This is a genomic window from Thalassospira lucentensis (assembly GCF_050516545.1).
GTDB classification, from domain to species: domain Bacteria; phylum Pseudomonadota; class Alphaproteobacteria; order Rhodospirillales; family Thalassospiraceae; genus Thalassospira; species Thalassospira lucentensis_C.
Genome location: NZ_CP191544.1, coordinates 216,463 through 239,624 on the forward strand (window position 1 = coordinate 216,463; position 23,162 = coordinate 239,624).

The 23,162-nt window shown below is 52.6% G+C and carries 18 protein-coding genes; 11 read left to right on the plus strand and 7 right to left on the minus strand.

Annotation, left to right across the window (positions count from 1 at the left end; genetic code table 11):
- Positions 1-37: 37 nt before the first annotated feature.
- Positions 38-679, minus strand: coding sequence for an MlaC/ttg2D family ABC transporter substrate-binding protein (locus ACQ0MK_RS00920; protein WP_350047263.1), 642 nt, complete (start codon positions 677-679; stop codon positions 38-40).
- 9 nt (positions 680-688) lie between these two features.
- Complete coding sequence (locus ACQ0MK_RS00925) at positions 689-1,474, minus strand: MlaA family lipoprotein (RefSeq protein WP_350042965.1); 786 nt, start codon at positions 1,472-1,474, stop codon at positions 689-691.
- A gap of 307 nt (positions 1,475-1,781) precedes the next feature.
- Between ACQ0MK_RS00925 and ACQ0MK_RS00930 the strand changes: the two genes are divergently transcribed.
- From ACQ0MK_RS00930 to metH, 4 genes are read left to right on the plus strand one after another with little or no spacing between them, the layout of a single operon-like run.
- Entirely contained in the window at positions 1,782-2,759 is a 978-nt protein-coding gene (locus ACQ0MK_RS00930) for an ArsR/SmtB family transcription factor (protein ID WP_430474430.1), read from the plus strand.
- Between the two features lie 60 nt (positions 2,760-2,819).
- Positions 2,820-3,710: a methylenetetrahydrofolate reductase gene (gene metF, locus ACQ0MK_RS00935; protein ID WP_430474431.1), complete on the plus strand. Its 891-nt coding sequence runs from the start codon at positions 2,820-2,822 to the stop codon at positions 3,708-3,710.
- A 53-nt stretch (positions 3,711-3,763) separates the two neighbouring features.
- Complete coding sequence (locus ACQ0MK_RS00940; RefSeq protein WP_350047266.1) at positions 3,764-4,828, plus strand: homocysteine S-methyltransferase family protein; 1,065 nt, start codon at positions 3,764-3,766, stop codon at positions 4,826-4,828.
- Positions 4,829-4,865: 37 nt separating this feature from the next.
- Positions 4,866-7,514 (plus strand): methionine synthase, encoded by a 2,649-nt coding sequence (metH, locus tag ACQ0MK_RS00945; RefSeq protein WP_430474432.1) that lies wholly within the window; start codon positions 4,866-4,868, stop codon positions 7,512-7,514.
- Positions 7,515-7,603: 89 nt separating this feature from the next.
- Here metH and ACQ0MK_RS00950 read toward each other — a convergent pair whose 3' ends face one another.
- Positions 7,604-8,848 (minus strand): multidrug effflux MFS transporter, encoded by a 1,245-nt coding sequence (locus tag ACQ0MK_RS00950; protein ID WP_430474433.1) that lies wholly within the window; start codon positions 8,846-8,848, stop codon positions 7,604-7,606.
- A 270-nt stretch (positions 8,849-9,118) separates the two neighbouring features.
- On the opposite strand from ACQ0MK_RS00950, the gene ACQ0MK_RS00955 reads away from it, so the two are divergent.
- Positions 9,119-10,912 (plus strand): chloride channel protein, encoded by a 1,794-nt coding sequence (locus tag ACQ0MK_RS00955; RefSeq protein WP_350047269.1) that lies wholly within the window; start codon positions 9,119-9,121, stop codon positions 10,910-10,912.
- Between the two features lie 23 nt (positions 10,913-10,935).
- Positions 10,936-12,054 carry a non-hydrolyzing UDP-N-acetylglucosamine 2-epimerase gene (wecB, locus tag ACQ0MK_RS00960; RefSeq protein WP_430474434.1) on the plus strand — a complete coding sequence of 373 codons (1,119 nt, stop codon included), beginning with the start codon at positions 10,936-10,938 and terminating at the stop codon, positions 12,052-12,054.
- Here wecB and ACQ0MK_RS00965 read toward each other — a convergent pair.
- On the minus strand, positions 12,044-12,841 hold the full coding sequence (locus ACQ0MK_RS00965) for a hypothetical protein (protein ID WP_430474435.1): 798 nt from the start codon (positions 12,839-12,841) through the stop codon (positions 12,044-12,046). The genes wecB and ACQ0MK_RS00965 overlap by 11 nt on opposite strands.
- Positions 12,842-13,034: 193 nt before the next feature.
- Between ACQ0MK_RS00965 and ACQ0MK_RS00970 the strand changes: the two genes are divergently transcribed.
- Both ACQ0MK_RS00970 and ACQ0MK_RS00975 read left to right on the plus strand, forming a co-directional pair.
- Positions 13,035-15,389 carry an ATP-dependent helicase gene (locus ACQ0MK_RS00970; protein ID WP_430476061.1) on the plus strand — a complete coding sequence of 785 codons (2,355 nt, stop codon included), beginning with the start codon at positions 13,035-13,037 and terminating at the stop codon, positions 15,387-15,389.
- Positions 15,390-15,465: 76 nt separating this feature from the next.
- Complete coding sequence (locus tag ACQ0MK_RS00975; protein WP_350042922.1) at positions 15,466-16,347, plus strand: 50S ribosomal protein L11 methyltransferase; 882 nt, start codon at positions 15,466-15,468, stop codon at positions 16,345-16,347.
- 82 nt (positions 16,348-16,429) lie between these two features.
- Here the strand turns inward: ACQ0MK_RS00975 and ACQ0MK_RS00980 are convergent, their stop codons facing one another.
- Positions 16,430-17,167, minus strand: coding sequence for an SDR family oxidoreductase (locus ACQ0MK_RS00980; protein WP_430474436.1), 738 nt, complete (start codon positions 17,165-17,167; stop codon positions 16,430-16,432).
- 194 nt (positions 17,168-17,361) lie between these two features.
- Positions 17,362-17,553: a hypothetical protein gene (locus tag ACQ0MK_RS00985; RefSeq protein ID WP_430474437.1), complete on the minus strand. Its 192-nt coding sequence runs from the start codon at positions 17,551-17,553 to the stop codon at positions 17,362-17,364.
- Between the two features lie 243 nt (positions 17,554-17,796).
- On the opposite strand from ACQ0MK_RS00985, the gene ACQ0MK_RS00990 reads away from it, so the two are divergent.
- Both ACQ0MK_RS00990 and mgrA read left to right on the plus strand, forming a co-directional pair.
- On the plus strand, positions 17,797-19,821 hold the full coding sequence (locus ACQ0MK_RS00990; RefSeq protein ID WP_430474438.1) for an aminopeptidase P family protein: 2,025 nt from the start codon (positions 17,797-17,799) through the stop codon (positions 19,819-19,821).
- A gap of 164 nt (positions 19,822-19,985) precedes the next feature.
- The gene (mgrA, locus tag ACQ0MK_RS00995) at positions 19,986-21,038 is read left to right on the plus strand and encodes an L-glyceraldehyde 3-phosphate reductase (RefSeq protein ID WP_430474439.1); all 1,053 of its coding nucleotides are present in this window, start codon (positions 19,986-19,988) and stop codon (positions 21,036-21,038) included.
- Positions 21,039-21,125: 87 nt separating this feature from the next.
- On the opposite strand, the gene ACQ0MK_RS01000 is transcribed toward mgrA, so the two are convergent.
- The gene (locus ACQ0MK_RS01000) at positions 21,126-22,031 is read right to left on the minus strand and encodes a LysR family transcriptional regulator (protein WP_430474440.1); all 906 of its coding nucleotides are present in this window, start codon (positions 22,029-22,031) and stop codon (positions 21,126-21,128) included.
- A gap of 141 nt (positions 22,032-22,172) precedes the next feature.
- Between ACQ0MK_RS01000 and ACQ0MK_RS01005 the strand changes: the two genes are divergently transcribed.
- Positions 22,173-23,141, plus strand: coding sequence for a DMT family transporter (locus ACQ0MK_RS01005; RefSeq protein WP_430474441.1), 969 nt, complete (start codon positions 22,173-22,175; stop codon positions 23,139-23,141).
- Positions 23,142-23,162: the final 21 nt, after the last annotated feature.

The following is a 23,162-nucleotide window of genomic DNA, read 5'->3' on the forward strand; positions in this document are numbered from 1 at the left end:
GCGGTGGCTTTGTTTCTTTGGCGGTCAATCAGAAAGATCAAAGGCCGGTTTTTGCTTTCAGCGCAGCAGTAAGTGCGCCGACATCATCATTATTTTGCTGAATGACAGATGTGAATTCGTCGCGCTGGGTAATGCCCATGCTCAGACCTTCGATGGAAACATCAATGATCTTGAAGCTGTCGTCAAACATACGCATGCGCCAGACAATATTGACCGGTGGGCCATCAGGGCGCACGAATTGAGAATTGACGAAGGTGTCTTTGTTGTTCTGTGTTTCGTTGCCAACGACGAATTGCTCGCCATTAAATTCCTTGAACTGATTGGCATAGTTCAATGCCAGATAGTTCTGCAGAAGTTTGGAGAACTCTTCAATTTCTTCGTTGGAGATTGAGCGCCAGTAACGACCCAGAACAAAGCGCGAGACAACATCCATCGCAAAGTAGCGATCCATCAGTGCGACAAAGTTTTTGCGACGCACGTCATCGGCAAGTGTCTGATCGGTGAGTTCGGCCATTGCCTGATTGGCCATGGATTCAATCACACTGGTCGCAGTCTGACTTGCGGCAACTTCAGTCACCGCAATAGGCGAAACCGTCGAAGCGTTTGACGCACCTGCCCACGCTGTGGAAACAGCAACAATGGCTGCAGCAGCGGAAAGGGTGATCTTGCTTTTGATCATGTTTCGCTCTTATTCGCTGGCGGCTTCAACGGCATCGTCGAAGTCAAATGAGGCGCTTTCATCTTCAACATTGGCCAACGGTGCCGGTGCACCATTGCGGATCATGGTATTGCGCTGCTGACGATACAGGCTGCGCAGAGCTGCATAGTAATCAAGGGATGATTGCTGCAGTTCGTTTAGCTGATTAATCGTGCTGTAACGGGAATGCAGCGCGGTTGCACCCAGTCCGCCCCAGTAAAGGGCATTGACCGTGTCGCTGTTTTCAGAGCCCCAGGTCAACGGGTTGGCAACGTAATCCACGGCAATGCCGGTGGTGTCACGCAGGTTGGACGGGCCAAGCAGCGGCAGCACGATATAAGGACCAGCACCAATGCCGTAATGGGCAAGGGTCTGACCGAAATCTTCGCGACGATACGGGATGCCAAAATCAGCAGCCACATCGTTAAGTCCAAGGAGGCCAAGCGTCGAGTTCATAATGAAACGCTGAAGCGACGCCGCACCCTGATCCGGGTCACCTTGCAGGAACGCGTTGAGTGAATTCAACGGTTCATTCAGGTTGCGCACGAAGCTGGAAACCGAGGTTTTCACAGGTTCCGGAGCAATGTCGCGATACCACATTGCTGCTGGATACAGCAGCATAAAGTCAACTGCGCCATTTACACCGTGAACAACGCGGTTCACTGGTTCGATCGGGTCGTAATCGCTCATGTCCTGTGCGGGTTCAGTCGAGGCGCAAGCCGTCAACAAAGACAGCGAACCAACAGCACAAAGCGAAAGAAGAGCTCGAAACTTCATTATTTTTAGCCAACCGATGTTCGATACATAAACTTCCCAGACCCAAGACGTTCTTTCGTGCGGAACACCAAAAAAACGTTACCGATCAGCTTCCTGCTCAAGAAGCGCGACCACGTATCGTATACGTCTCGAATATCCATGTGGGTAGCATAGGGGGAATTTAAACACCAGCATACAAAAAGTTGAAAGGGATCAAGCAGTTTTTCCATGTGACTTTTCTGCTACACCCCTTTTGGGTAGGAATATAATTCTTGATTAAATATAAACATATCTTTATATCTTGTTTTCGTAAGCGGGGGGCTTTGATATGGAACAGGTTCTGGCAAGATTGCGCGCTGCGGCCGAAGCAACAAGGCTTCGCTTGCTGGCAATTTGTGCTGAATGTGAGCTAACAGTCAGCGAGATCACCCAGATCATTGGTCAAAGCCAACCGCGCGTATCCCGACATTTAAAACTTCTGTGTGAAGCTGGATTGCTTGTGCGTTTTCGCGAAGGAACGTGGGTGTTCTATCGCACGCCGCATTCTGGTCCGGGGGCGGATCTTGTGCAGCCGGTTCTTGATCTACTGCCCAAAGACGATGAAACCCTGTCACTTGATCATGCACGGTTGGAGCAGGTCAAAGCACAGCGAGAACGCATTGCGACCGAATATTTCCGCGCCAATGCCGAAGACTGGGATCAGATCAGATCCCTGCATGTTGACGAGACGGTGGTTGAACAAGCCCTTCTTGAAGCTGTCGGGAATCTGAGCGGTGGTCGCATCCTTGATGTCGGCACGGGCACTGGCCGCATTCTTGAAATGCTTGGCCGTACGGCTGAAGAAGGTGTTGGCGTCGATATGTCGCGCGAGATGTTGGCGGTTGCACGTGCAAGATTACAACGCGCTGATCTGTCAAACTGTCTGGTGCGGCAGGCCGATATGTATCAATTGCCTTATCCCGGCGGCATGTTCGATGTCGTTACCTTGCATCAGGTGCTGCATTTTGCTGAAAAGCCGGATGCCGCCATTGCCGAGGCCGCCCGTGTTTTGGCACCGGGTGGCAGGTTGGTCATTGTTGATTTCGCCCCGCATGACCGTGATGAGCTGCGCGAAGAACATGCGCACCGGCGTTTGGGATTTGATGATTCGGCGATTTCTACGTGGTTTCGCGCATGTGAACTTACCCCTGACAATGTCATAAACCTGCCCGGCAAGCCGCTGACAGTCAGAATTTGGGGCGCACGCGCCATCGCAGAAACGGCAAAAAACACACCACTGAAAAATTCCGAAAAGGCCGCAGAGTAATCTGGGGCTCACCCGAAATAATAAAGGCCCGATCCAAGGGAACGATAAGACAGGATTGAAATGATGGTTCAAGAAAATACGGCAGCACGCAACGATCTACGGGTTTCATTCGAATTCTTCCCCCCGAAAACGGAGAAGATGGAAGAAACCATGTGGCGCTCAATCCATCGGCTTGCGCCGCTGAACCCGTCATTTGTCTCTGTTACCTATGGGGCAGGTGGTACGACACGCGACCGGACACATAGCAGTGTGACCCGCATTCAGGGCGAAACCGGAATTGCAGCGGCCGCCCATCTGACATGTGTTGGCCACACCAAAGAAGAAATCGAACAGATTGCGCGCAAATACTGGAACGAAGGCATTCGTTCCATTGTTGCACTGCGCGGTGATTTACCTGATGCCGGTGATACCTATGTCCCGACACCGGGTGGGTATCCTTATGCGGTTGATCTTGTCGCCGGGCTTAGGGAAATTGCCGATTTTGATATTTCGGTTTCGGCCTATCCTGAAATGCATCCGGATTCGCCAAATGCCGAATTTGAGATCGACTACCTCAAACGCAAGATCGATGCGGGTGCAAACCGTGCGATTACCCAGTTCTTCTTTGACAATGAAACCTATCTTCGTTTCCGCGACAAATGTGATGCGGCGGGGATTACGGCCCCGATCGTTCCGGGTATTTTGCCGGTAACCAACTTTGGTTCGCTGTTGAAATTTGCAGATATGTGTGGTGCTTCTGTGCCCAAGCGTCTGCATTGGCGTTTTGAAGATCTTGACGAAGACCCGGAAACGCGCCGAATGGTTGCATTCCACGAAGCAATTTCACAAGTTGAAGGTTTGATGAGGGAAGGCGTGAGCGACTTCCATTTCTATACCTTGAACCGTGCTGAACTGACCTATGCCATCTGTCATGCACTGGGCATTCGTGGAGCGGATCAGGCTGCGGCCTGATTTCCGAATTGCCCCGTAACTGTGACGCATGAGTAAATGACTGGATGAAAATGATGAATGACCGCAAGGAACGCATTGCCCTTTTGCGCAAACGGGCCGAAGACAAGATATTGATCCTTGATGGCGCCATGGGCACCATGATCCAGAAGCATACCCTGACCGAAGAAGACTATCGCGGTGAACGGTTTGCGGATTGGAAACAGGACATCAAAGGCAATAACGATCTTTTGTCGCTGACCCGCCCGGACATCATCAAGGACATCCATCTGCAGTATATTGCCGCGGGTGCGGATCTGAACGGGACCAACACATTCAGTGCAACCACAATCGCGCAGGCCGACTATGCGATGGAACATCTGGCCTACGAGATTAATTTCGAAAGTGCCAAGATTGCGCGCGCAGCCTGTGATGAGTGGGAAGCATCCCATCCCGGGGATGTGCGCTTTGTGAATGGTGCAATCGGCCCGACCAACCGGACCGCGTCGATGTCGCCGGATGTCAATAATCCCGGCTTCCGGGCGATCAGTTTCGATCAGTTGCGCGAAGCTTATAAGGAAGCAGTAAACGGCCTGCTGGATGGCGGGGCGGATACGCTTCTGGTGGAAACCATTTTCGATACGCTCAATGCCAAGGCCGCCCTGTTTGCGATTGATGAAGTTCTTGAAGAACGTGGCGAAGACGTTCCGGTCATGATTTCCGGAACAATTACGGATGCATCGGGTCGAACCCTGTCGGGGCAGACGACCGAGGCGTTCTATAATTCGGTCCGCCATGCCAAGCCGTTCTCAATCGGATTGAACTGTGCCCTTGGTGCAGCACAACTGCGTCCTTATGTACTGGAACTCTCGCGGATTGCGGAATGTCGGGTTTCGGTTTATCCAAATGCCGGTCTTCCGAACGAATTTGGCGAGTACGACCAGACGGATGCGGAAATGGCCGAGTTGGTCAAGGAATGGGCGAATAGCGGCATGATCAACCTGTTGGGTGGGTGCTGTGGCACGACCCCGCCGCATATCAAGGCAATTGCCGATGCCGTGGCCGCGTCCAAACCGCGCACAGTGCCAAAAATTGAACCAAGAATGCGGTTGTCCGGCCTTGAGCCGTTTGACGCTGCCTGAACCTGATATTGATTGAAAAAAGAGATCGAACAGACCCATGAGCGACATTTCAAGATTCATCAATATTGGCGAGCGGACAAACGTTGCAGGCTCGATCAAGTTCAAGAAGCTGATTGTTGACGAAGATTATGACGCGGCACTGGAAGTTGCCCGTCAGCAGGTCGAAAACGGTGCCCAGATCATCGACATCAACATGGATGATGCGATGTTGGACGCCGAAACGGCGATGGTTAAATTCATCAATCTGATCGCAGCCGAACCTGATATAGCGCGCGTTCCGATCATGGTCGACAGTTCGAAATGGAACGTGATCGAAGCGGGCCTGAAATGCCTGCAGGGCAAAGGCATCGTTAACTCGATCAGCCTGAAAGAAGGCGAAGAACCCTTCATCGCACAGGCCAAAATACTACGCCGTTACGGTGCGGCTGTGGTTGTGATGGCGTTTGATGAAAAAGGTCAGGCCGATACCGTGGATCGCAAGATCGAGATTTGCGAACGCAGTTATCGGGTTCTGGTCGACAAGGTCGGCTTCCCGCCTGAAGACATCATCTTTGATCCGAACATCTTTGCGGTCGCGACCGGGATCGAAGAACATGACAACTATGCTGTCGACTTCATCGAAGCCTGTAAGCTGATCAAGCAAAGACTGCCCTACGCCAAGATTTCCGGCGGTGTTTCGAACGTATCCTTCTCGTTCAGGGGGAATAACCCGGTTCGCGAAGCCATGCATTCGGTGTTTCTGTATTATGCCACTCAGGCAGGTATGGATATGGGCATTGTTAATGCCGGTCAGTTGGTCGTCTATGAACAAATCCCGGAAGAACTGCGTGAACGTGTTGAAGACGTGATCCTGAACCGCCGTTCGGATGCGACCGACCGTTTGCTTGAAGTGGCGGAGAAATACAGAGGTACCGGCGGACCAGAGAAAAAAGCCGATCTTGAATGGCGCAAAAAGCCGGTCAATGAACGTCTGGCGCATGCGCTAATCAATGGTATTGCCGAGTTTGCCGAAGAAGATGCCGAAGAAGCCCGCCAACAGGCCGAACGCCCGCTTCATGTGATTGAAGGGCCGTTGATGGACGGTATGAATATCGTCGGTGATCTGTTTGGTGCCGGCAAGATGTTCCTGCCGCAGGTTGTTAAATCTGCCCGTGTGATGAAAAAGGCCGTTGCCTATCTGATCCCGTTTATCGAAGAAGAAAAAGACGGTGTGCGTGAAACCAACGGTAAAATCCTTCTCGCCACCGTTAAGGGCGATGTGCATGACATTGGCAAAAACATCGTCGGGGTGGTTCTGCAATGTAACAATTTCGAGGTTATTGACCTTGGCGTGATGGTCCCCACCCAGAAAATCATCGAAACGGCCAAGGCCGAAAACGTTGATATGATCGGTCTGTCGGGCCTGATTACGCCGTCGCTTGAAGAAATGACCTATGTTGCTGCCGAAATGGAACGCGAAGGTCTTAATATCCCGCTTCTGATTGGCGGTGCGACGACGTCCAAGGTTCACACGGCTGTCAAGATTGCCCCGAACTATAACAAGTCGGTTGTTTACGTCATTGATGCGTCGCGTGCGGTCGGTGTTGCCAGCAAGCTGGTTTCTGAAACCCACCGCGAAACCTTTGCGGCGGAAATCCATGCTGAATATGTCGCCATGGCGGAAAAACACGCCGCCCAGCAGCTCCAGAAAAAGCGGTTTGCCATTGCGGATGCCCGTGCCAACAAGGTTCAACTTGATTGGAATGCATATGACATTCCGGCACCGGCCAAACCGGGCATCACCGTTTTCGAAGATTTCGATCTGGCCGAACTGGTGGAACGTTTTGACTGGAAACCGTTCTTTGAAACCTGGGAATTGCACGGTCGTTTCCCTGATATCCTCAAAGATGAAAAGGTCGGTGAGACCGCACGGGGACTTTATGACGATGCGCAGACGATGCTTAAACGCATTGTTGATGAAAAATGGTTCAAGCCGCGTGCGGTTGTTGGCCTTTGGCCCGCCAATTCAGTCGGGGATGACATTGAAGTCACCCCGGCCCCGGATCAGAACGAACCGGTCATGTTGCGCACCTTGCGCCAACAGATGTTCCGCGAAAATAACAAACGCCCGAACCGTGCTTTGGCCGATTACATTGCCCCGAAAGACAGTGGCAAAACCGACTATATCGGTGGCTTTGTTGTAACAGCTGGTCCGCAGGTTGAAATCATCGCATCGAAGCTTGAAGCTGAACACGATGATTACAATGCCATTCTGGTTAAGGCATTGGGTGATCGTTTTGCTGAAGCTTTTGCTGAGCGCATGCACGAAAAAGTTCGTAAAGAACTTTGGGGATATGCCCATGATGAAAGCCTGCCGAACGCAGAACTGATTGCCGAAAACTATCGCGGTATTCGTCCGGCACCGGGATATCCAGCCTGCCCGGAACATACCGAAAAGCGCACGTTGTGGCAGTTGCTTGATGCGGACAACACTGTTGGTGTAGAGCTAACCGAAAGCTGTGCCATGACCCCGGCATCGTCGGTCAGCGGGTTCTATTTCGCTCATCCTGAGGCCAAATATTTCGGCCTTGGCAAGATCGAACGCGATCAGGTCGAAAGCTATGCCGAACGTAAAAGCATGACCATGACAGAAGCCGAACGGTGGTTGGCGCCAAACCTTAATTACGATCCGCGTCAGTTCAAATGATCTGACCGGTCGCAATGAAAAACCCCGCAGACTGCACTCTGCGGGGTTTTTTACGTTTTGGGTCGTTTGGAAAACCTTTGCCGGTCGGCTTATCTGGTTGCTTCCATGAAACGACCGCGCTCGGTCATGCCGACAATCAGAATGCCGATCAAACCAAGGGCGAAATACCCACCCAAAAGCGGCACCACCGTTCCATTGAACAACTGGCCGATAATGCCACCGGCAACCACGCCGATAAGGGTGCTGTAGACACCAATCATCGATGATGCCGTGCCAGCAATCGCACCGACCGGTTCCATGGCAAGTGAATTGAAATTCGGCATGGTCAAAGAAAAACAGAAAAGTGTAGCTGTCAGGCCAATGCCAAACACCGGAAGCGGTGGGTGACCATCAAAGGCCAGCGCAATCAAAACGTTGATTAGGCTACTGATTGTCATGAAAAACAGCGCAACGTGGGAGATTTTGCGCATCCCCAGTTTGCGCACCAGCCGTGCATTGACAAAGGATGAGAAACTCATGCAGGCCGCAATCATACCAAAGGCAAGCGGGAACCAGACGCCAAGACCGTAAACCTCGGTTTCAAAGATTTGCTGGGCAGATCCGATATAGGCCATCAAGCAGGCAAACATCACGCCCATAGCTGTTGAATAGCCAAGGGTCTGGCGATTGGTCACCGTGGTCTTGATGTCCCGCCCGATCCGACGAAGTGACAGTTTATGCCGGTGTTCCGGATGCAGGGTTTCAGGCATGCGCAGCATGTACCAGCAGGCAATCGCAATCGCGAGAACCAGCGTGCTGACAAAAATCATGTGCCAGTTGGCAAGGGCCAAGATCAAACTTCCCGATGCCGGGGCGAATACCGGAAGGATGATGAAGACCATCATGACAAACGACATGACGCGCGCCATTTCGCGACCTTCAAAACAATCACGTGTGATTGCCATGGTCAGGACGCGCGGGGCGGCTGCACCAAGTCCCTGTACGAAACGGGCTACAAGGAGCTGGTCATAACTATCGGCAAAGATCGCCATGATCGTGCCAATCGCATACAGGCCCAGTCCGGCAATAAGGGTCGGGCGACGGCCATAGCTGTCCGCAAGCGGGCCATAAACGATCTGCATCAGGCCAAAGGCAATCATGAAGACATAAATCAGCAACTGCATACGGTTGCCGTCTTCGATGCCGAAATCATCGGCAATCGGGCCAAAGGCCGGCAGAAGGTTGTCAATAGACAGGGCGACAAGTCCGATGGTGATGGCCATAAGACAGACAAATTCAACAAATCCGGGAAGCGGTCGCACCGCTTTGGTACCCGTTGGTCGGGGGTCATTCATTTTTTGGGTTCCGTAGCAAAACGGTTTGGGTGGCGTCGTCATCTGATGCGACAGGCGCAGAATGCTGTATTTCACCTTTAAATGGCAATGATCGTTTTTTCATAGCCGGTAATCGACCAGTCATTCAGACCCGCGTATCAGAAATAATAGTTCGCGAGGGGCAGGATTGATAAATTGTCCATGGTCTTTCCATTCTTTACCCTTTATTCGCAGGAAACCGCGATCCTGTGTTTTATGCACATTCATTGATTAAACCCCGGTATTTCAAATATGGCCGAGAAGCTCCTCAAATCGAATATTGTCCTGAACCGAATGCGCCGCATGGTAAAAAGCGAGCAACTGGTTCTGTCGATTTTGGCCTTGGTTGTCGGTGCGTTGGCCGGGGGTGGGACAATCCTGTTTCGCGACGGGTTGTTATTGGTGCAAGGCCTGACCTACGGCACCGTCGACGAAGCCCTTCATCATTATCTGGCGGCATTACCGGCTTGGCATCTTGTTCTGGGGCCGACGGTCGGCGGACTGATTGTTGGTGTTTTCATCTATAAGTTTCTGCCGGAAAAACGCCCCCATGGTGTTGCCGATGTGATTGATGCGGCATCGTTTCACGATGCACGGATGTCGACGCGTTGCGGGATCAAAAGTGCCTTGGCCAGTATGGTGTCACTGGGCAGTGGTGCGTCACTTGGTCGCGAAGGACCGGTTGTGCATATGGGCGCATCCTTTGGCGCCTGGCTTGCGCGGATACTCCATCTTCGTCGCTCCGCTGCGAGAACGCTTTTGGGTTGTGGTGTGGCATCGGCTGTTGCTGCCTCTTTTAATGCGCCGCTGGCAGGGGCCTTATTCGCCCATGAAGTTGCCCTTGGCCATTATGCCCTGACCGCATTTGCCCCGATTGTGCTGGCATCGGTCACCGGGACCGTGATCACGCGGCTTTATTATGGGGATGAAGTCGCCTTTTTGATCCCGGGGCATGAAATTCAGTCATTCTGGGAATTCCCGGCCTTTGCGCTTTTGGGGATTCTTGCCGGTGTGACCGCGATGCTTGTCGTGCGGGCCATTCCGATTGTTCAAAAAAGTGCCGACAGGGTTAAGGCCCCGTTGTGGATACGCCCGGCGATTGCCGGATTAATTGTTGGCGTGATCGGTCTTGGTTTTCCCCAGATCGTTGGCGTTGGCTATGGGGCCATGAATGACGCGCTTTACGAAGCCTATAGCCTGACCTTCCTGATCGGTTTGTTGTTTGCCAAGGCATTCGTTGTTTCGATCTGTATGGGGCTTGGTTTTGCTGGCGGGATGTTCAGCCCGGCCTTGTTCCTTGGCGCCATGTTGGGTGGCGCATTTGGCATATTGGCAACCAATGTGTTTCCTGATCTGTCGTCGGGTTATGCGGCCTATACGCTGGTTGGCATGGGGGCGGTGGCCGCAGCGGTTTTAGGTGCGCCGATCTCAACCACCCTGATTATATTCGAACTGACCGGTGACTATGCGCTGACGGCGGGGGTGATGGTGGCATCAGTTTTGGCATCTGTGGTGATGGATCAGTTCAATGGCGGGTCGTTCTTCCAATGGCAGTTGAAATGCCGTGGCCTTTCAACCCGTTGGGGAAGGGAGATGAATTTGCTGCGCATGATGAAGGTCGCCGACATCATGAAGCGCGAATATGAAACGGTCCCGCTGACCGAAGGCCTTCCTACAGTCCGTGAAAAACTGATCAATGCCCCGTATTCGGAACTGTTCGTGATAGATGAAAATGGCAAACTTCATGGCACAATTACCCTGACCGATTTGCGCCATGCTGCATTTGACCCGACCTTGGGTGAAGAAGTCACAGCGGGTGAAGTCGCGCGGTCCAAACCACCCGTTCTGTATCGCACCGATAGTATCGAGCAGGCCATTCGCCTGATGGAACAAACCGGCGAAGAACATCTACCTGTGCTGAACAGTGAAGAAGAACGCCAGATGATCGGCTTCGTGCATGAAAAAGACGCGATGATGGCCTATAATAACGCGCTTCTTGAGCTGCATAGCGAAGAACGCGGCGACGCCCCACCCAAGCTGTTTTGATTTTCTGGTCTGGGTGCAAAACAATGAAACTTCATCTCATTGCCGGTGCCCGACCCAATTTCATGAAGATCGCACCGCTTTGGCATGGCCTGCGCGGGCATCACAAAATCAAGTCATCGTTTGTGCATACGGCCCAGCATCGTGATGACGAAATGTCGTCCGCGATTTGGCGTGAATTGGGTTTACCTGACCCTGACCATGTTTTGTCGTGGAAAAATCCATCGGGTCAAAATCCAGTAACGGCAATGATGGCTGCTTATGAAGGGCTTTGTAATTACAACCGTCCAGATGCCGTATGTGTAGTTGGCGATGTTAATTCATCATTGGCAGCGGCAACCATCGCCCACGAGATGCATATTCCCCTTATCCATCTTGAGGCCGGATTACGGTGTTTTGATCAAACGATGCGTGAAGAATCCAACCGGGTTGCGATTGATCATATGGCGGATCTGTTATTAACACCGTCCTCGGATGCCGATGGCAACCTGTTAAAGGAAGGCATTTTACCCAGCCGCATTAAGCAGGTCGGGAATATCATGATCGACACGTTGGTTAGGATGGCTGATCGGATAGAACAGGCGCAGGTTCACGAGAAGTATGGACTGACAAAGGAGAACTATTGCCTGGTCACGCTGCATCGCCCGGACAATGTTGATGTTCTTGAACCTTTGCGCCGGATTTGTCGCGAACTGGTCAATATTTCCAACAGATGGCCGGTTTGTTTCCCGGTTCATCCACGGACCAAGAAACGGATGGAAAAGACCGGGTGCCTTGAAATCCTGCGGGCTGGTAATGTTCGTTTGTTGCCGCCACTTGGTTACGCTGGATTTGCCAGATTGATGCGGGACGCAGCATTGGTCATTACCGATTCCGGTGGGGTTCAGGAAGAAACATCTTATCTTGGAGTTAGGTGCCTGACGCTTCGCAAGGCAACCGAACGACCAATCACGATAACGCATGGTACCAATAGTTTGGTCGGCATTGATATGGTGGGCAAAACCGCCCTGACATTCGCACATGATCAGTGGGACAGGGATGACCATGGTGGCATGCCAACCATCCCGTTTTGGGATGGTTCAACGGCCTCACGGGTCATTGCCGAACTTGACCAGTTTATGGTCGGCGGGATGATCAGCCGATAACCTGTGCCATCAGTTTATTACCAAACGTTTCGGTGTGTGGGTCCAGCCCGCTTGCGATTGGTTTATTGTCCGAAAAGTTTTCTGCCAGTGTTGCAGAAGTTGTTGTCTGATCTGCTGTATCTGCGTTCTGTCCGGTCTGGCTGGTGCTGTCAGACGGGGATGCTTCCTGTGGTGCTGCGGCCATGATTTCTGACAGGCTGACAACACCGTCTTCGTTGGTATCAAGTGGGTCATAGGTGCCGTCTTCGCCAACTGCGGTAGCAACCCCGGCCATCACGCTATCAGTTTCACCGGACTGCGTTGCGGGCATGGCACCTGTTGGTGGTTTCATTGAGGCCACGAAGTCATCCTCGGATATGCTTTCGGCATCTGATCCAGCCATCACGTCCCAAAGATTTTCTGGCATTTCTTCTGTAACATCTTCGGGTGCTGCGGCCATGAATTCATCTTTGGTCAGGGTGCCGTCATCATCGGTATCCATGTCTGAAAATAGGAGCTGGGCGTCAAAGCTGCTATTGCCATCTGTTGTAGTGCTGGTTTCCTGGAGCTCCAGCAACATGGACATAATCGAATTTGATAGCTGACCTGTGACTGCTTCGCTTTGCGAAGTAAGCTCAGACATGGCGCCGGTGCTGCTGACATCACTGTTTTGCAGGTTAAACGGCGGAAACCCGCCAAATGCTTCAACCCCGGAAGTGCTATCGCTTCCTTGGGATGCATTGGCACTTTGGCCGTTCTGACCAAGTATTTGCGCGATGCTGCCGCTCATACCGTTTATGCCGCTCATTTTCCTGCCTTCGTTGAGAATTGCGTTGTTATCAGGGTACACGGGCGAGGAGGTGGAAACTGGCGCATAAATTTTTATTTCTTGTAAAAGGCATGGTTGGTGTTCCTGTTTTGTTGCAGAATGTAAAAATTACCCGGCAGGATTTGATGCAAGGCTGGCCCTTGAAACACAGCGTGATATATATGCCCTCATGATGGATGATCCCTTCGAAATTGATGAATTCGCTGCCAGCCCGGAAATGCGCCTTACAGATGCACCGGCCCCGGCATATCTCGACAACCTGAATGCCGAGCAGCGCGACGCTGTGGATACGCTGGATGGGCCATTACTGGTTCTGGCAGGTGCCGGAACCGGGAAAACCCGCGTTTTGACCACGCGTCTGGCCCATTTGCTTGAAACCAAAGCGCAAACAGAACGTCTGCACCCGCAGCAAATCCTTGCAGTGACCTTTACCAACCGTGCGGCAAAGGAAATGCAGGAACGTGTCGCACACGCCCTTGGCCGGCCGGTTGAAGGATGGTGGCTGGGAACATTCCACTCACTCTCTGCCCGATTGCTGCGCCGTCATGCCGATTTGATCGGGCTGCAGTCAAACTTCACCATTCTTGATAGCGATGATCAGGTCCGGTTGCTGAAGCAAATCATGGATGCCGAACAGATCGATCCCAAGAAATGGCCTGCCAAGCAGTTGATGGGGATCATCCAACGCTGGAAAGACAAGGGGCTTACGCCCGATCGGGTCAATGAAAGCGTTGAATTCGCCAATGGCGGGGCCAAGCACCTTTATAAGATTTATCAGGAACGGCTCAAGGTTCTAAATGCGTGTGATTTTGGGGATCTGTTGCTGCATTGCCTGACCCTGTTCCAAAAGCATCCTGAGATCCTGAAACAGTATCAGAATACCTTCCGCTATATTCTGGTGGACGAATATCAGGATACCAACGTTGCGCAGTATCTTTGGCTGCGTGCCATGGCGATGGCGCACCGTAACATTTGCTGTGTTGGCGATGATGATCAGGCGATCTATAGCTGGCGTGGGGCCGAAGTCGGCAACATCTTGCGGTTTGAGTCCGATTTCCCCGGTGCCAAGGTCGTAAAGCTCGAACAGAATTATCGTTCCACACCGCATATTCTGGCTGCTGCATCCAAGCTGATTACCTTCAATGATGGCCGTCTGGGCAAACAGCTTTGGACAGAAATCGATACCGGTGAAAAGGTATTGGTTAAAGGTGTTTGGGATGGCCCGGCGGAGGCCCGATTGGTCGGCGAAGATATCGAAGCCCTTCAATCTAAGGGTATCGGTTCGTCACAAATGGCCATTCTGGTCCGTGCCGGTTTCCAGACCCGTGAATTTGAAGAACGGTTGATCACACTTGGTATTCCGTACCGTGTTATTGGCGGCCCGCGTTTTTACGAACGTCAGGAAGTCCGTGATGCGCTGGCTTATATCCGCCTTGTCGCCCAACCTGATGACAGCTTGGCGTTTGAACGCATTGTCAATGTGCCCAAACGCGGTGTCGGCAAAGCCACCCTTCAGACCCTTCATCAATATTCCCGCGATCAGGCGGTTTCGCTTCCTGTTGCGGCCAAGGATTTGATGGATACCGAAGAACTCAAACCGAAAATGCGCCAAAGCATCGGCGGGCTTTTGGGTGATTTCAAACGCTGGCGCGAAATGCTTGGCGAAAAATCACATGTCGAGGTGGTCGAAGCCGTCCTTGATGAAAGCGGCTATACCGATATGTGGCGCGCATCAAAGGAAATTGATGCGCCCGGTCGGTTGGAAAACCTAAGTGCGCTTGTGTCCGCGATTGGCGAGTTTGAAAACCTGACCACATTCCTTGAGCATGTTTCGCTGGTGATGGAAAATGTTCAGAACGATGCGGATGAAAAAGTAACCATCATGACCCTGCATGCGGCAAAGGGGCTGGAATTTGACTATGTCTTCTTGCCGGGCTGGGAAGAAGGTGTTTTCCCTCATCAACGCGCGATGGATGAAAGCGGGGTCAAGGGGCTTGAGGAAGAACGCCGTCTTGCCTATGTCGGGATCACCCGTGCGCGCAAACGGGCGACCATTTCTTATGCGGCGAACCGTCGGATTTACAATCAGTGGCAATCCGCCTTGCCGTCGCGCTTTGTTGATGAACTGCCTGATGAACATATCGAGCGGATCAGTGATACGGGCCTTGGCGGACATGGTGGCAATCATTCACCCGGCGCTTGGGGTTCGGATGACTGGATGAAGATGCCAAGCTGGGCGGATGATGGCAATGCGAACCGAAATCCGGTATCGGGCGCGGGGGAGCGTAAATTTGCTTCGAGCGGCTGGCAGGATCGGGTGCGCAAAGACATCATTGATGTTAAGCCAGATGGCGAAACCAGCTATTCGACCAATCCAAAATCATCGAAATATAAGGTCGGTGATAAAGTGCGGCATCGTAAATTCGGTCCGGGGACTGTGCGCGGTGTTGAAGGCAACAAGCTGGAAATCCATTTCGAAGGTGTCGGGACAAAGAAAGTGGTCGACAGCTTTATTCTGCCGGGGTAAGCCCCGATGCAATATTCACGCAATAGCGATCTAACCGGGCAGCAATCGCAAGCAGCCCAGACAAGCGAGAAGCGATATGACCGAACCCGTCCTTTGCTATAACTTCCAGTTCGAAGTTGATGGCGCCTATGCCGCAGCTTTTGCCGAAGCACTTTATGAATATTGCGATGCCCTATCGCATTTCGAGCGCGACGGCGATCCGGCAGGACCTTGGCGGATTGAAGGTTTCGCAGGCGAGCTGTTTGACAAGGCAGCCGTTGAAACCGCAGTTTCGATCATGGCATCGGCGGTGGGGATAGAAGCACCGGCCGTGACATTTGGAACGTACGAGCCAAAAGACTGGGTAAGCGAAAATCTGCGCAGCTTTAAGCCGATTTCAGTTGGACGTTTTTACGTCCATGGATCGCATTGGGGCGAAGGCATCCCGGTTGCCAAAATTGGTCTGCAGGTTGATGCCGGTCTGGCATTTGGTTCGGGCGAACATCAGACGACCAAGGGGTGCTTGGCCGCGATTGACTGGATTGCCAAGAAAGGCCCGCGTTCAAACGCGCTTGATATGGGCTGTGGTTCGGGCATTCTTGGGATGGCCTGTGCCAAGGCATGGCGCAGCACTGTGATGATGGCCGATATCGATGCCGCATCGGTGCGTGTTGCCCGCGAAAATGCCAGAATCAACAAGATTTCGGATCTGGTCACGGCCATCCATTCAAACGGTTTTCAGGATACCCGCATTCGGGATGCCGGGTATTACGACATCATCTGTGCGAATATTCTTGCCCGTCCGCTGCGGTCGATGGCCCACGAACTCAGCAGCACACTTTCCGAAAATGGCGTGGTGGTTTTGTCGGGTCTTCTGTCTCATCAGGAACAGTTTGTCCTGTCGGCTTACCGCGAAGTTGGTTTGTCACTGATCAAGCGGTTCAAGGTTGAAAACTGGACGACGCTTTTGGTTGGATAAAACGGCCAGACATGTTCGGATATAAGATGCTAAAAGGCTCCGCGATGCGGGGCCTTTTGTATGATGATATTTACCTGTTCAATCAACGGCCACCGGAAACATCAACGATGCTGCCCGTAACATAGGACGCGTCACTTGAAATCAGCCAATAGATGCTGTGCGCGACTTCTTCAGCATCCCCGGGACGGCCAAGCGGACAATTTGGTCCAAGTTCTGTGATCCGTTCAGGACGGCCAACACTGGCATGAATTTCGGTATCTATGATGCCGGGGCGCACGGCATTGACCCGAATGCCCATCGGGCCAAGCTCCTTGGCAAGTCCGATCGTCAGGGTATCAATCGCGCCTTTTGATCCGGCGTAATCAACATATTCACCCGGTGATCCGAGTTTTGCCGCGATTGAGGACACATTCACAATAGCGGTGCCGGAATGCAGGGTTTTGGCCGCTTCGCGGGCGACCAGATAGGCGCCAAGTATGTTGGTGTCAAAGACATCCTTCATCCGATCAATATCCATATCGGCAAGCGTGCTTTGCGGGGCGACAATTCCGGCATTGTTGACAACGCCGCTGATGGAGCCAAACCGCTCGCGTGCGCTGTTAAAGAATTCAATCACGCTTTTTTCGTCACGGACGTCGCATTTGCGCGCAAAGACGTTTCCGGTGATGCCCGCTCGTTCACACAGGGCACAGGTTTCATCTGCACTTTTTTGATCGCCGACAAAGCTAAGGGCGACATTCCAGCCTTTGCGGGCAAACAGCACAGCCGTTGCCCGCCCGATACCGCGTGATCCGCCGGTAATAAGGATTGTTTTCGTCATAACCACTCCGAAATCGTCTTAATTATTTTGGCTACTATGCCGTGGATGATCGGGAATGGTCAAAAAGAAACGGCCCTGCTGTGGAGGAGCAGGGCCGTTTCAGAGGGAAGAGACAAAAAATACCGCAAGGATCATGAACCGTGATCCTGCGCTTCGTCATAAGGCATAAAACCAATTCGGGCGGGACTGATCCTTCAATCCTTGCCTTTGGTGTCTTCTGGTCCGGTTGGGGACCGGTCAGAAACATCATCCGCCAGATGGGCAGGGCCTGTATCAAGACCATGTGCAGCTCTTTGACCAGCGGTCAGGCGCTCAAGGCCATCATAGGCCATCTGACGACGACGGGATTGTACGACACTCAGGGCAGTAATAGGAAAACGGATCACCGTTCATGGTCTCCTGCAAATTGACGTCCCGACGGGTCATCTTTTTGTCACGGAGATGTAATAGGTTAATCTTTAACTAATTTGTATTGCGAAGCTTGCAACGCATTCATTCGCCTGACGCATGTGACGTGTAACGGTATGAAAAAGTGGCGTAAAGTGCCCCGATTGCCTTTGATGCTTGCGCCGTATCAGGAATAACCCTTACATAGATCAACTGCCCCACGATTTTAAAAGAGGATATTCATGGCCATTTCCGGTGATGCTCAACTTGCTGCACTTCTTGAACGCAACAATGTCGACAAGGATGTTAGCGCTGTCATTGATCTGGTCGATGGCGTTCTTGCCGCGGCGGACGGCGATACCCGTGCCGATTGGATTGACTTGATCACCACGTCACCTGACGACGAGCTTAAGGCTGCCTTGTTGGCGCTACGTGATGAACGCAAACCGCTGTTCAAGATGGCGGAAGACGGTTTTGATCCGGTAGAACGTGTCGCATCACTGCGCACCTATCTTGCTGCCAAAGGTGTTGATGGATTTATCGTCCCGCGTGCCGATGAACATCAGGGCGAGCGTGTGCCGCTCCGTGCCGAGCGTCTGGAATGGCTGACCGGCTTCACCGGGTCGGCAGGTGCCGCTGTTGTTCTGTCAGACAAGGCTGCAATATTTGTTGATGGACGTTACACCATTCAAGTGCGCCAGGAAGTCAGCCGCGACCAGTTTGAATATCGTCATCTGGTCGATGAGCCGATTGTGGGCTGGCTGCATGATAATCTGAAATCGGGGCAGAAACTGGCCTATGATCCGTGGGTGCATACCGTTCAGCAGGCCAACCATCTGCGCGCCGCCTGTGAAGGGATCGGGGCGGAACTGATCGCGATTGATACCAATCCGATTGATGCCCTGTGGCACGGGCAACCAGCCATGCCGCTTGGGCCGATACGTCCGCATCCGATGGAATATTCGGGTAAATCAACAGCTGAGAAGCGCGAACAGATTGCCGGGCTTCTATCGCGTATTTCATGTGACAGTGCGATCCTTTCTGCGCCGGACAGCATTGCGTGGTTGTTGAATATTCGCGGTGCCGATGTGTCGCAAACGCCGCTTGCACTGGGTTATGCGATCATTCACAGCGACGCGTCGGTCGAATTGTTTATGGATGAACGCAAACTTGTCAGCGAGACGGTCGAATGGCTTTCGAACGAGGCAACCTTGCGTGCGCCGGGCGAACTGGGCGAAGCCCTTTTGGCGATGGGCAATCAGTCTGTGCGCCTTGATGAGGCAACTGCGGGTGACTGGTTGCGCATGCAGCTTGCCAAGGCCGGGGCAACCGTTCGTGTGGGCCGTGATCCGGTTGCCATTCCCAAAGCATGCAAGAACGATGTGGAACTTGAAGGATCGCGCAAAGCCCATAAACGTGACGGCGAAAAGATCATCCGCTATTTCAAATGGCTTGATGAAAATGCGGCAGATGGCAGCATGGATGAACGTGTTGCCGCCGACAAACTGCTTTCACTTCGCGCCGAAGATCCATTGTTCCGTGATTCCAGCTTTGAAACCATCCCGGGCAGCGGCCCGAATGGTGCACTTTGCCATTATCGCAACACACCGCAAAGCAACCGCAACCTGACACCCGGCGAGATTTTCCTGGTTGATTCCGGCGGCCAGTATATTGATGGCACGACCGATATCACCCGGACCACAGTGATTGGCAATCCATCGCAAGAACACCGTGATCGGTTTACCCGTGTTCTGAAAGGTCACATTGCATTGGCACGTGCAATTTTCCCGGTTGGCACCACGGGCCAGCAGCTTGACACCTTGGCGCGGATGCCGTTGTGGGAAGCCGGGCTTGATTTCGATCATGGCACCGGGCACGGGGTTGGCAGTTATCTTGGCGTGCATGAAGGCCCGCAGCGGATTTCCAAAGCACCAAACAAGATTGCCCTGAAGCCGGGCATGATCCTGTCGAACGAGCCGGGATTCTATAAGGAAGGTGAATACGGTATCCGGATTGAAAACCTGATTGCGGTAACTGAAATCGACGCCCCGATTGGTGCAGACCGAAAGATGCTGGGGTTCGAGACGCTTACCTTCTCGCCGATTGAACGCAAATTGATTGACCCTGAACTGATGTCAACGGACGAGCTTCAGTGGCTCAACGATTATCATGCGCAGGTCTATGGCATGTATGCCGATGATCTTGATGACGATCACCTTGAATGGCTGCAAAAGGCTACGGCACCGATCAAAAAGAAACGTATCTGATTTTGGTTGGCTTTGCCGCGATGTGAAAAACGAAAGCCGCCCTGGCAAACGGGGCGGTTTTTTCGCCCATTGGGCACTGACAAGTCTGATGGAATGACGTAATAAGAGCTCATTGGATCGATTCAATAAAAGCGGAGTACCGCTTCTGATAACTGGAGGAAGACATGGCTGAAGTCGAAGAACAGTGGATGGCAAACCCCAACCGCTATGACGACGAAACCTATAACCGTTGTGGTCAAAGCGGTTTGATCTTGCCGAAAATCACCCTTGGCCTGTGGCAGAATTTCGGCGGCGTGGATGTCTATGAGACCCAACGCGCCATGATCCGCCGTGCCTTTGACCGTGGTGTGTTTCACTTTGATCTGGCCAATAACTATGGCCCGCCCCCGGGATCGGCCGAAGAAAACTTCGGCAAGGTTCTTGGTCAGGATTTGAAAAAACACCGTGATGAGCTGATCATTTCGACCAAGGCGGGTTACCGCATGTGGCCGGGACCGTTCGGGGAATGGGGATCACGCAAATATCTGATTTCCAGTCTGGATCAAAGTCTTACGCGTATGGGGCTTGATTACGTCGATATCTTTTATTCGCATCGGGTTGATCCGAATACACCATTGGCCGAAACCATGGGTGCCCTTGATCAAATCGTGCGATCCGGCAAGGCTTTGTATGTCGGGATTTCATCCTATTCGCCGGAAATGACCCGTAAGGCGCACGCGATCCTGAAAGATCTGGGAACACCTTGCGTCATTCATCAGCCGTCCTATTCGATGATGAACCGTTGGGTCGAAGATGGTTTGCTCGATACGCTGTCGGAACTTGGTATGGGATGTATTGCGTTCTCGCCATTGGCGCAGGGTCTTTTGACCAACAAGTACCTGAATGGTGTGCCCGAAGCATCCCGTGCGGCCCTTGAAGGGTCTTTCCAGACCGGAATGCTGACCGAGGAAAACCTTAATCGTGTAAGAGCACTCAATGAAATTGCCAAACGTCGGGGCCAGTCATTGGCGCAGATGGCAATTGCATGGGTGCTGCGCCGTCCGGAAATCACCTCGGCCCTGATCGGGGCACGTCACGTTCAGCAGCTTGATAACAGCCTTGATGCGCTTGATAATCTTGAATTCAGTGCAGATGAACTTGCCGAAATCGATAAATATGCGGCGGACGGTGGTTTGAATCTGTGGCAGAAATCATCTGATTCACAGGCACCGGCCTAATCAGCCGAATCAGCGTTCTGATCTTTGCAAAAGCCCGACCGATGATTTTGGGTCGGGCTTTTGTGTATCTGGATATGCGCTGTAAGGCTATTTTTCGGCCATCGGCAAGGTTCCCGCCAAATCGCGAAGCGTATCGATAACCGCCTTCGCCCCGGAACTAAGCGGGCGATCATGCAGCCATGACAACATGACCTTACGCGACAATTCCGGGCTTATGATCCGCCGGGCCCGCAAGCGACCGGTTGAAAGTTCCATCACAAGCGAACTTCTTGGCAGTACAGTATGTCCCAGATTTCGATGCACCAGATCGACCAAAACGCGCAGTGCATCGGCCTCAACAACCGGGGTTAACGGGCGCCCGGCGCGGAAGGCGGCTTCTTGCATTTTTGCGCGAAGTCCGTGTTTGTTGGTCGGCATGATCAGCGGCAGGGAAAGGACATCTTCATAGGCAATTTCGGTTTCCTGTTCGCCAACCTGTGTCGGGTGGGAAATCAGAAACAGGTCTTCGCGCCATAACGGTTCAGCATGCAAGCTGCGCGAAATCATACCGTCATGCAGGATGCCGATATCCAGACGCCCCGAGAGCAATCCTTCCTGAACATCGCCCGTCAGATCCTCAGAGACCGAAATGTTGAGATCAGGATAGTGGTCTCGCAGCCGTTCAATCAGGGCACCTGTAATGACAATTCCGGCGCTTGGCGGCACGCCGACATGGACGTGGCCGGTAACTTTGCTGCTGCGCGCAGACAAATCGGCCTCCAACCGGGCGAGATCGGCCAGAATGACGCTCGCGCGTTCGGCCAACATCTGACCCGATTCAGTAAGTTTCACTCCGCGTCCGGTGCGTTCCAGAAGCTTGGTATCAAGGGTTTCTTCAAGCAGGTTTAACTGACGGCTAAGGGCCGGTTGTGACAGGTTTAGCCGTTCGGCCGCACGCGACAGACTGCCGAGTTCAGCAATGTGAACGAAGCTTCTAAGCTGCTTGATATCCATAAAATCAGGCCCTGACGCCGGTATGTATGTTGGTCTTGACTACAGATATAGCCAAAACTGATATCTGTTAGCAATTAATTCGAATTGAATAATGTCAGGGCACGGGCGAGTATATCCTCAAAGAGAGGATCGGAGACCACCATGACAACATCGCCCCAATCGCAGCCTGCGGCAACGCCCGCAGGTTCTGCCTTGATGATCGTGCTGTTGGCAACAGTTGCGTTTGCCATGAAGGGTTTGCTGGCAAAGTTTGTCTATGCCACGGGCATGACGGTGGATGGCTTGTTGCTCTTGCGGTTTTTGATTGCGATGCCGTTCTTTTGGGCCGGGGTGTTCTGGTTTGGCAAACACCGTCCGGGTGAGCGCAAAATGAAGCCGCTCGATCTGGCATGGGGGGCTTTGTATGGCGGTTTGTTTTTTGCCGCTGCCTTGTTTGATTTTACGGCCGTTTCGCTGATTGATGTCACCATCTCGCGGATTGTGCTGTTTACCTTTCCCGCCGTGGTCTTGATCCTTGAAGGTTTGCACAAACGGCGCTTTCCACCGATGCGGCAAATCGTCTGTTTTGTTGTGACCTATTTTGGCCTGATGATGGTTCTTGCCCCAAGTGGTTTTGGCGAGGTGTCTGACGGTTTGTGGTATGGGGCGTTGTTGGCTTTTGCCTCTGCGTTGACCTATGCCTGTTATCTTTATTTCGGGCAGCGGATGATAACGGTCATCGGGTCGATGCATTTTGCTGCCTTGGTCAACACCATGGCCGGGCTTTCGATGGTTCTATATCAGCTGATCATGCAAAAGCCGCTGAACCTTAATCTGGATGGGGTTTTGTGGACGGCGGGGATTTCGATCTTTTGCACCGTGATCCCGTTCTTCCTGCTTTATGAAGGCATCCGGCGGATCGGGGCGACGCAGGCATCGCTGATTTCGCTGTCTGGGCCGGCAATGACGTTTTTTGCGGCCTGGTTGCTGTTGGGCGAGATGTTGACACTGCCGCAATTGATCGGGTTTGCCGTCGTGACCATTGGGGTGGCGTCCCTGAAAAACAGCTTTAGCCTGGCGGGACTTGGTCGGTTGCTCGCACGGCCGTTTGCTTCAAACACGAAGTTGTAAGTGGCTGGCAGGTAGTGTTGG

Bases quoted from the DNA above. Each gene is read 5' to 3' on its own strand.
- ACQ0MK_RS00990 (WP_430474438.1), top strand. From the start codon at position 17,797: ATGGCCATTTCCGGTGATGCTCAACTTGCTGCACTTCTTGAACGCAAC.
- ACQ0MK_RS01000 (WP_430474440.1), bottom strand. From the start codon at position 22,031: ATGGATATCAAGCAGCTTAGAAGCTTCGTTCACATTGCTGAACTCGGC.
- ACQ0MK_RS00940 (WP_350047266.1), top strand. From the start codon at position 3,764: ATGAATGACCGCAAGGAACGCATTGCCCTTTTGCGCAAACGGGCCGAA.
- ACQ0MK_RS00955 (WP_350047269.1), top strand. From the start codon at position 9,119: ATGGCCGAGAAGCTCCTCAAATCGAATATTGTCCTGAACCGAATGCGC.
- mgrA (WP_430474439.1), top strand. From the start codon at position 19,986: ATGGCTGAAGTCGAAGAACAGTGGATGGCAAACCCCAACCGCTATGAC.
- metF (WP_430474431.1), top strand. From the start codon at position 2,820: ATGATGGTTCAAGAAAATACGGCAGCACGCAACGATCTACGGGTTTCA.
- ACQ0MK_RS00950 (WP_430474433.1), bottom strand. From the start codon at position 8,848: ATGAATGACCCCCGACCAACGGGTACCAAAGCGGTGCGACCGCTTCCC.
- metH (WP_430474432.1), top strand. From the start codon at position 4,866: ATGAGCGACATTTCAAGATTCATCAATATTGGCGAGCGGACAAACGTT.
- ACQ0MK_RS00975 (WP_350042922.1), top strand. From the start codon at position 15,466: ATGACCGAACCCGTCCTTTGCTATAACTTCCAGTTCGAAGTTGATGGC.
- wecB (WP_430474434.1), top strand. From the start codon at position 10,936: ATGAAACTTCATCTCATTGCCGGTGCCCGACCCAATTTCATGAAGATC.
- ACQ0MK_RS00980 (WP_430474436.1), bottom strand. From the start codon at position 17,167: ATGACGAAAACAATCCTTATTACCGGCGGATCACGCGGTATCGGGCGG.
- ACQ0MK_RS00970 (WP_430476061.1), top strand. From the start codon at position 13,035: ATGGATGATCCCTTCGAAATTGATGAATTCGCTGCCAGCCCGGAAATG.
- ACQ0MK_RS00965 (WP_430474435.1), bottom strand. From the start codon at position 12,841: ATGAGCGGCATAAACGGTATGAGCGGCAGCATCGCGCAAATACTTGGT.
- ACQ0MK_RS00930 (WP_430474430.1), top strand. From the start codon at position 1,782: ATGGAACAGGTTCTGGCAAGATTGCGCGCTGCGGCCGAAGCAACAAGG.
- ACQ0MK_RS01005 (WP_430474441.1), top strand. From the start codon at position 22,173: ATGACAACATCGCCCCAATCGCAGCCTGCGGCAACGCCCGCAGGTTCT.
- ACQ0MK_RS00920 (WP_350047263.1), bottom strand. From the start codon at position 679: ATGATCAAAAGCAAGATCACCCTTTCCGCTGCTGCAGCCATTGTTGCT.
- ACQ0MK_RS00925 (WP_350042965.1), bottom strand. From the start codon at position 1,474: ATGAAGTTTCGAGCTCTTCTTTCGCTTTGTGCTGTTGGTTCGCTGTCT.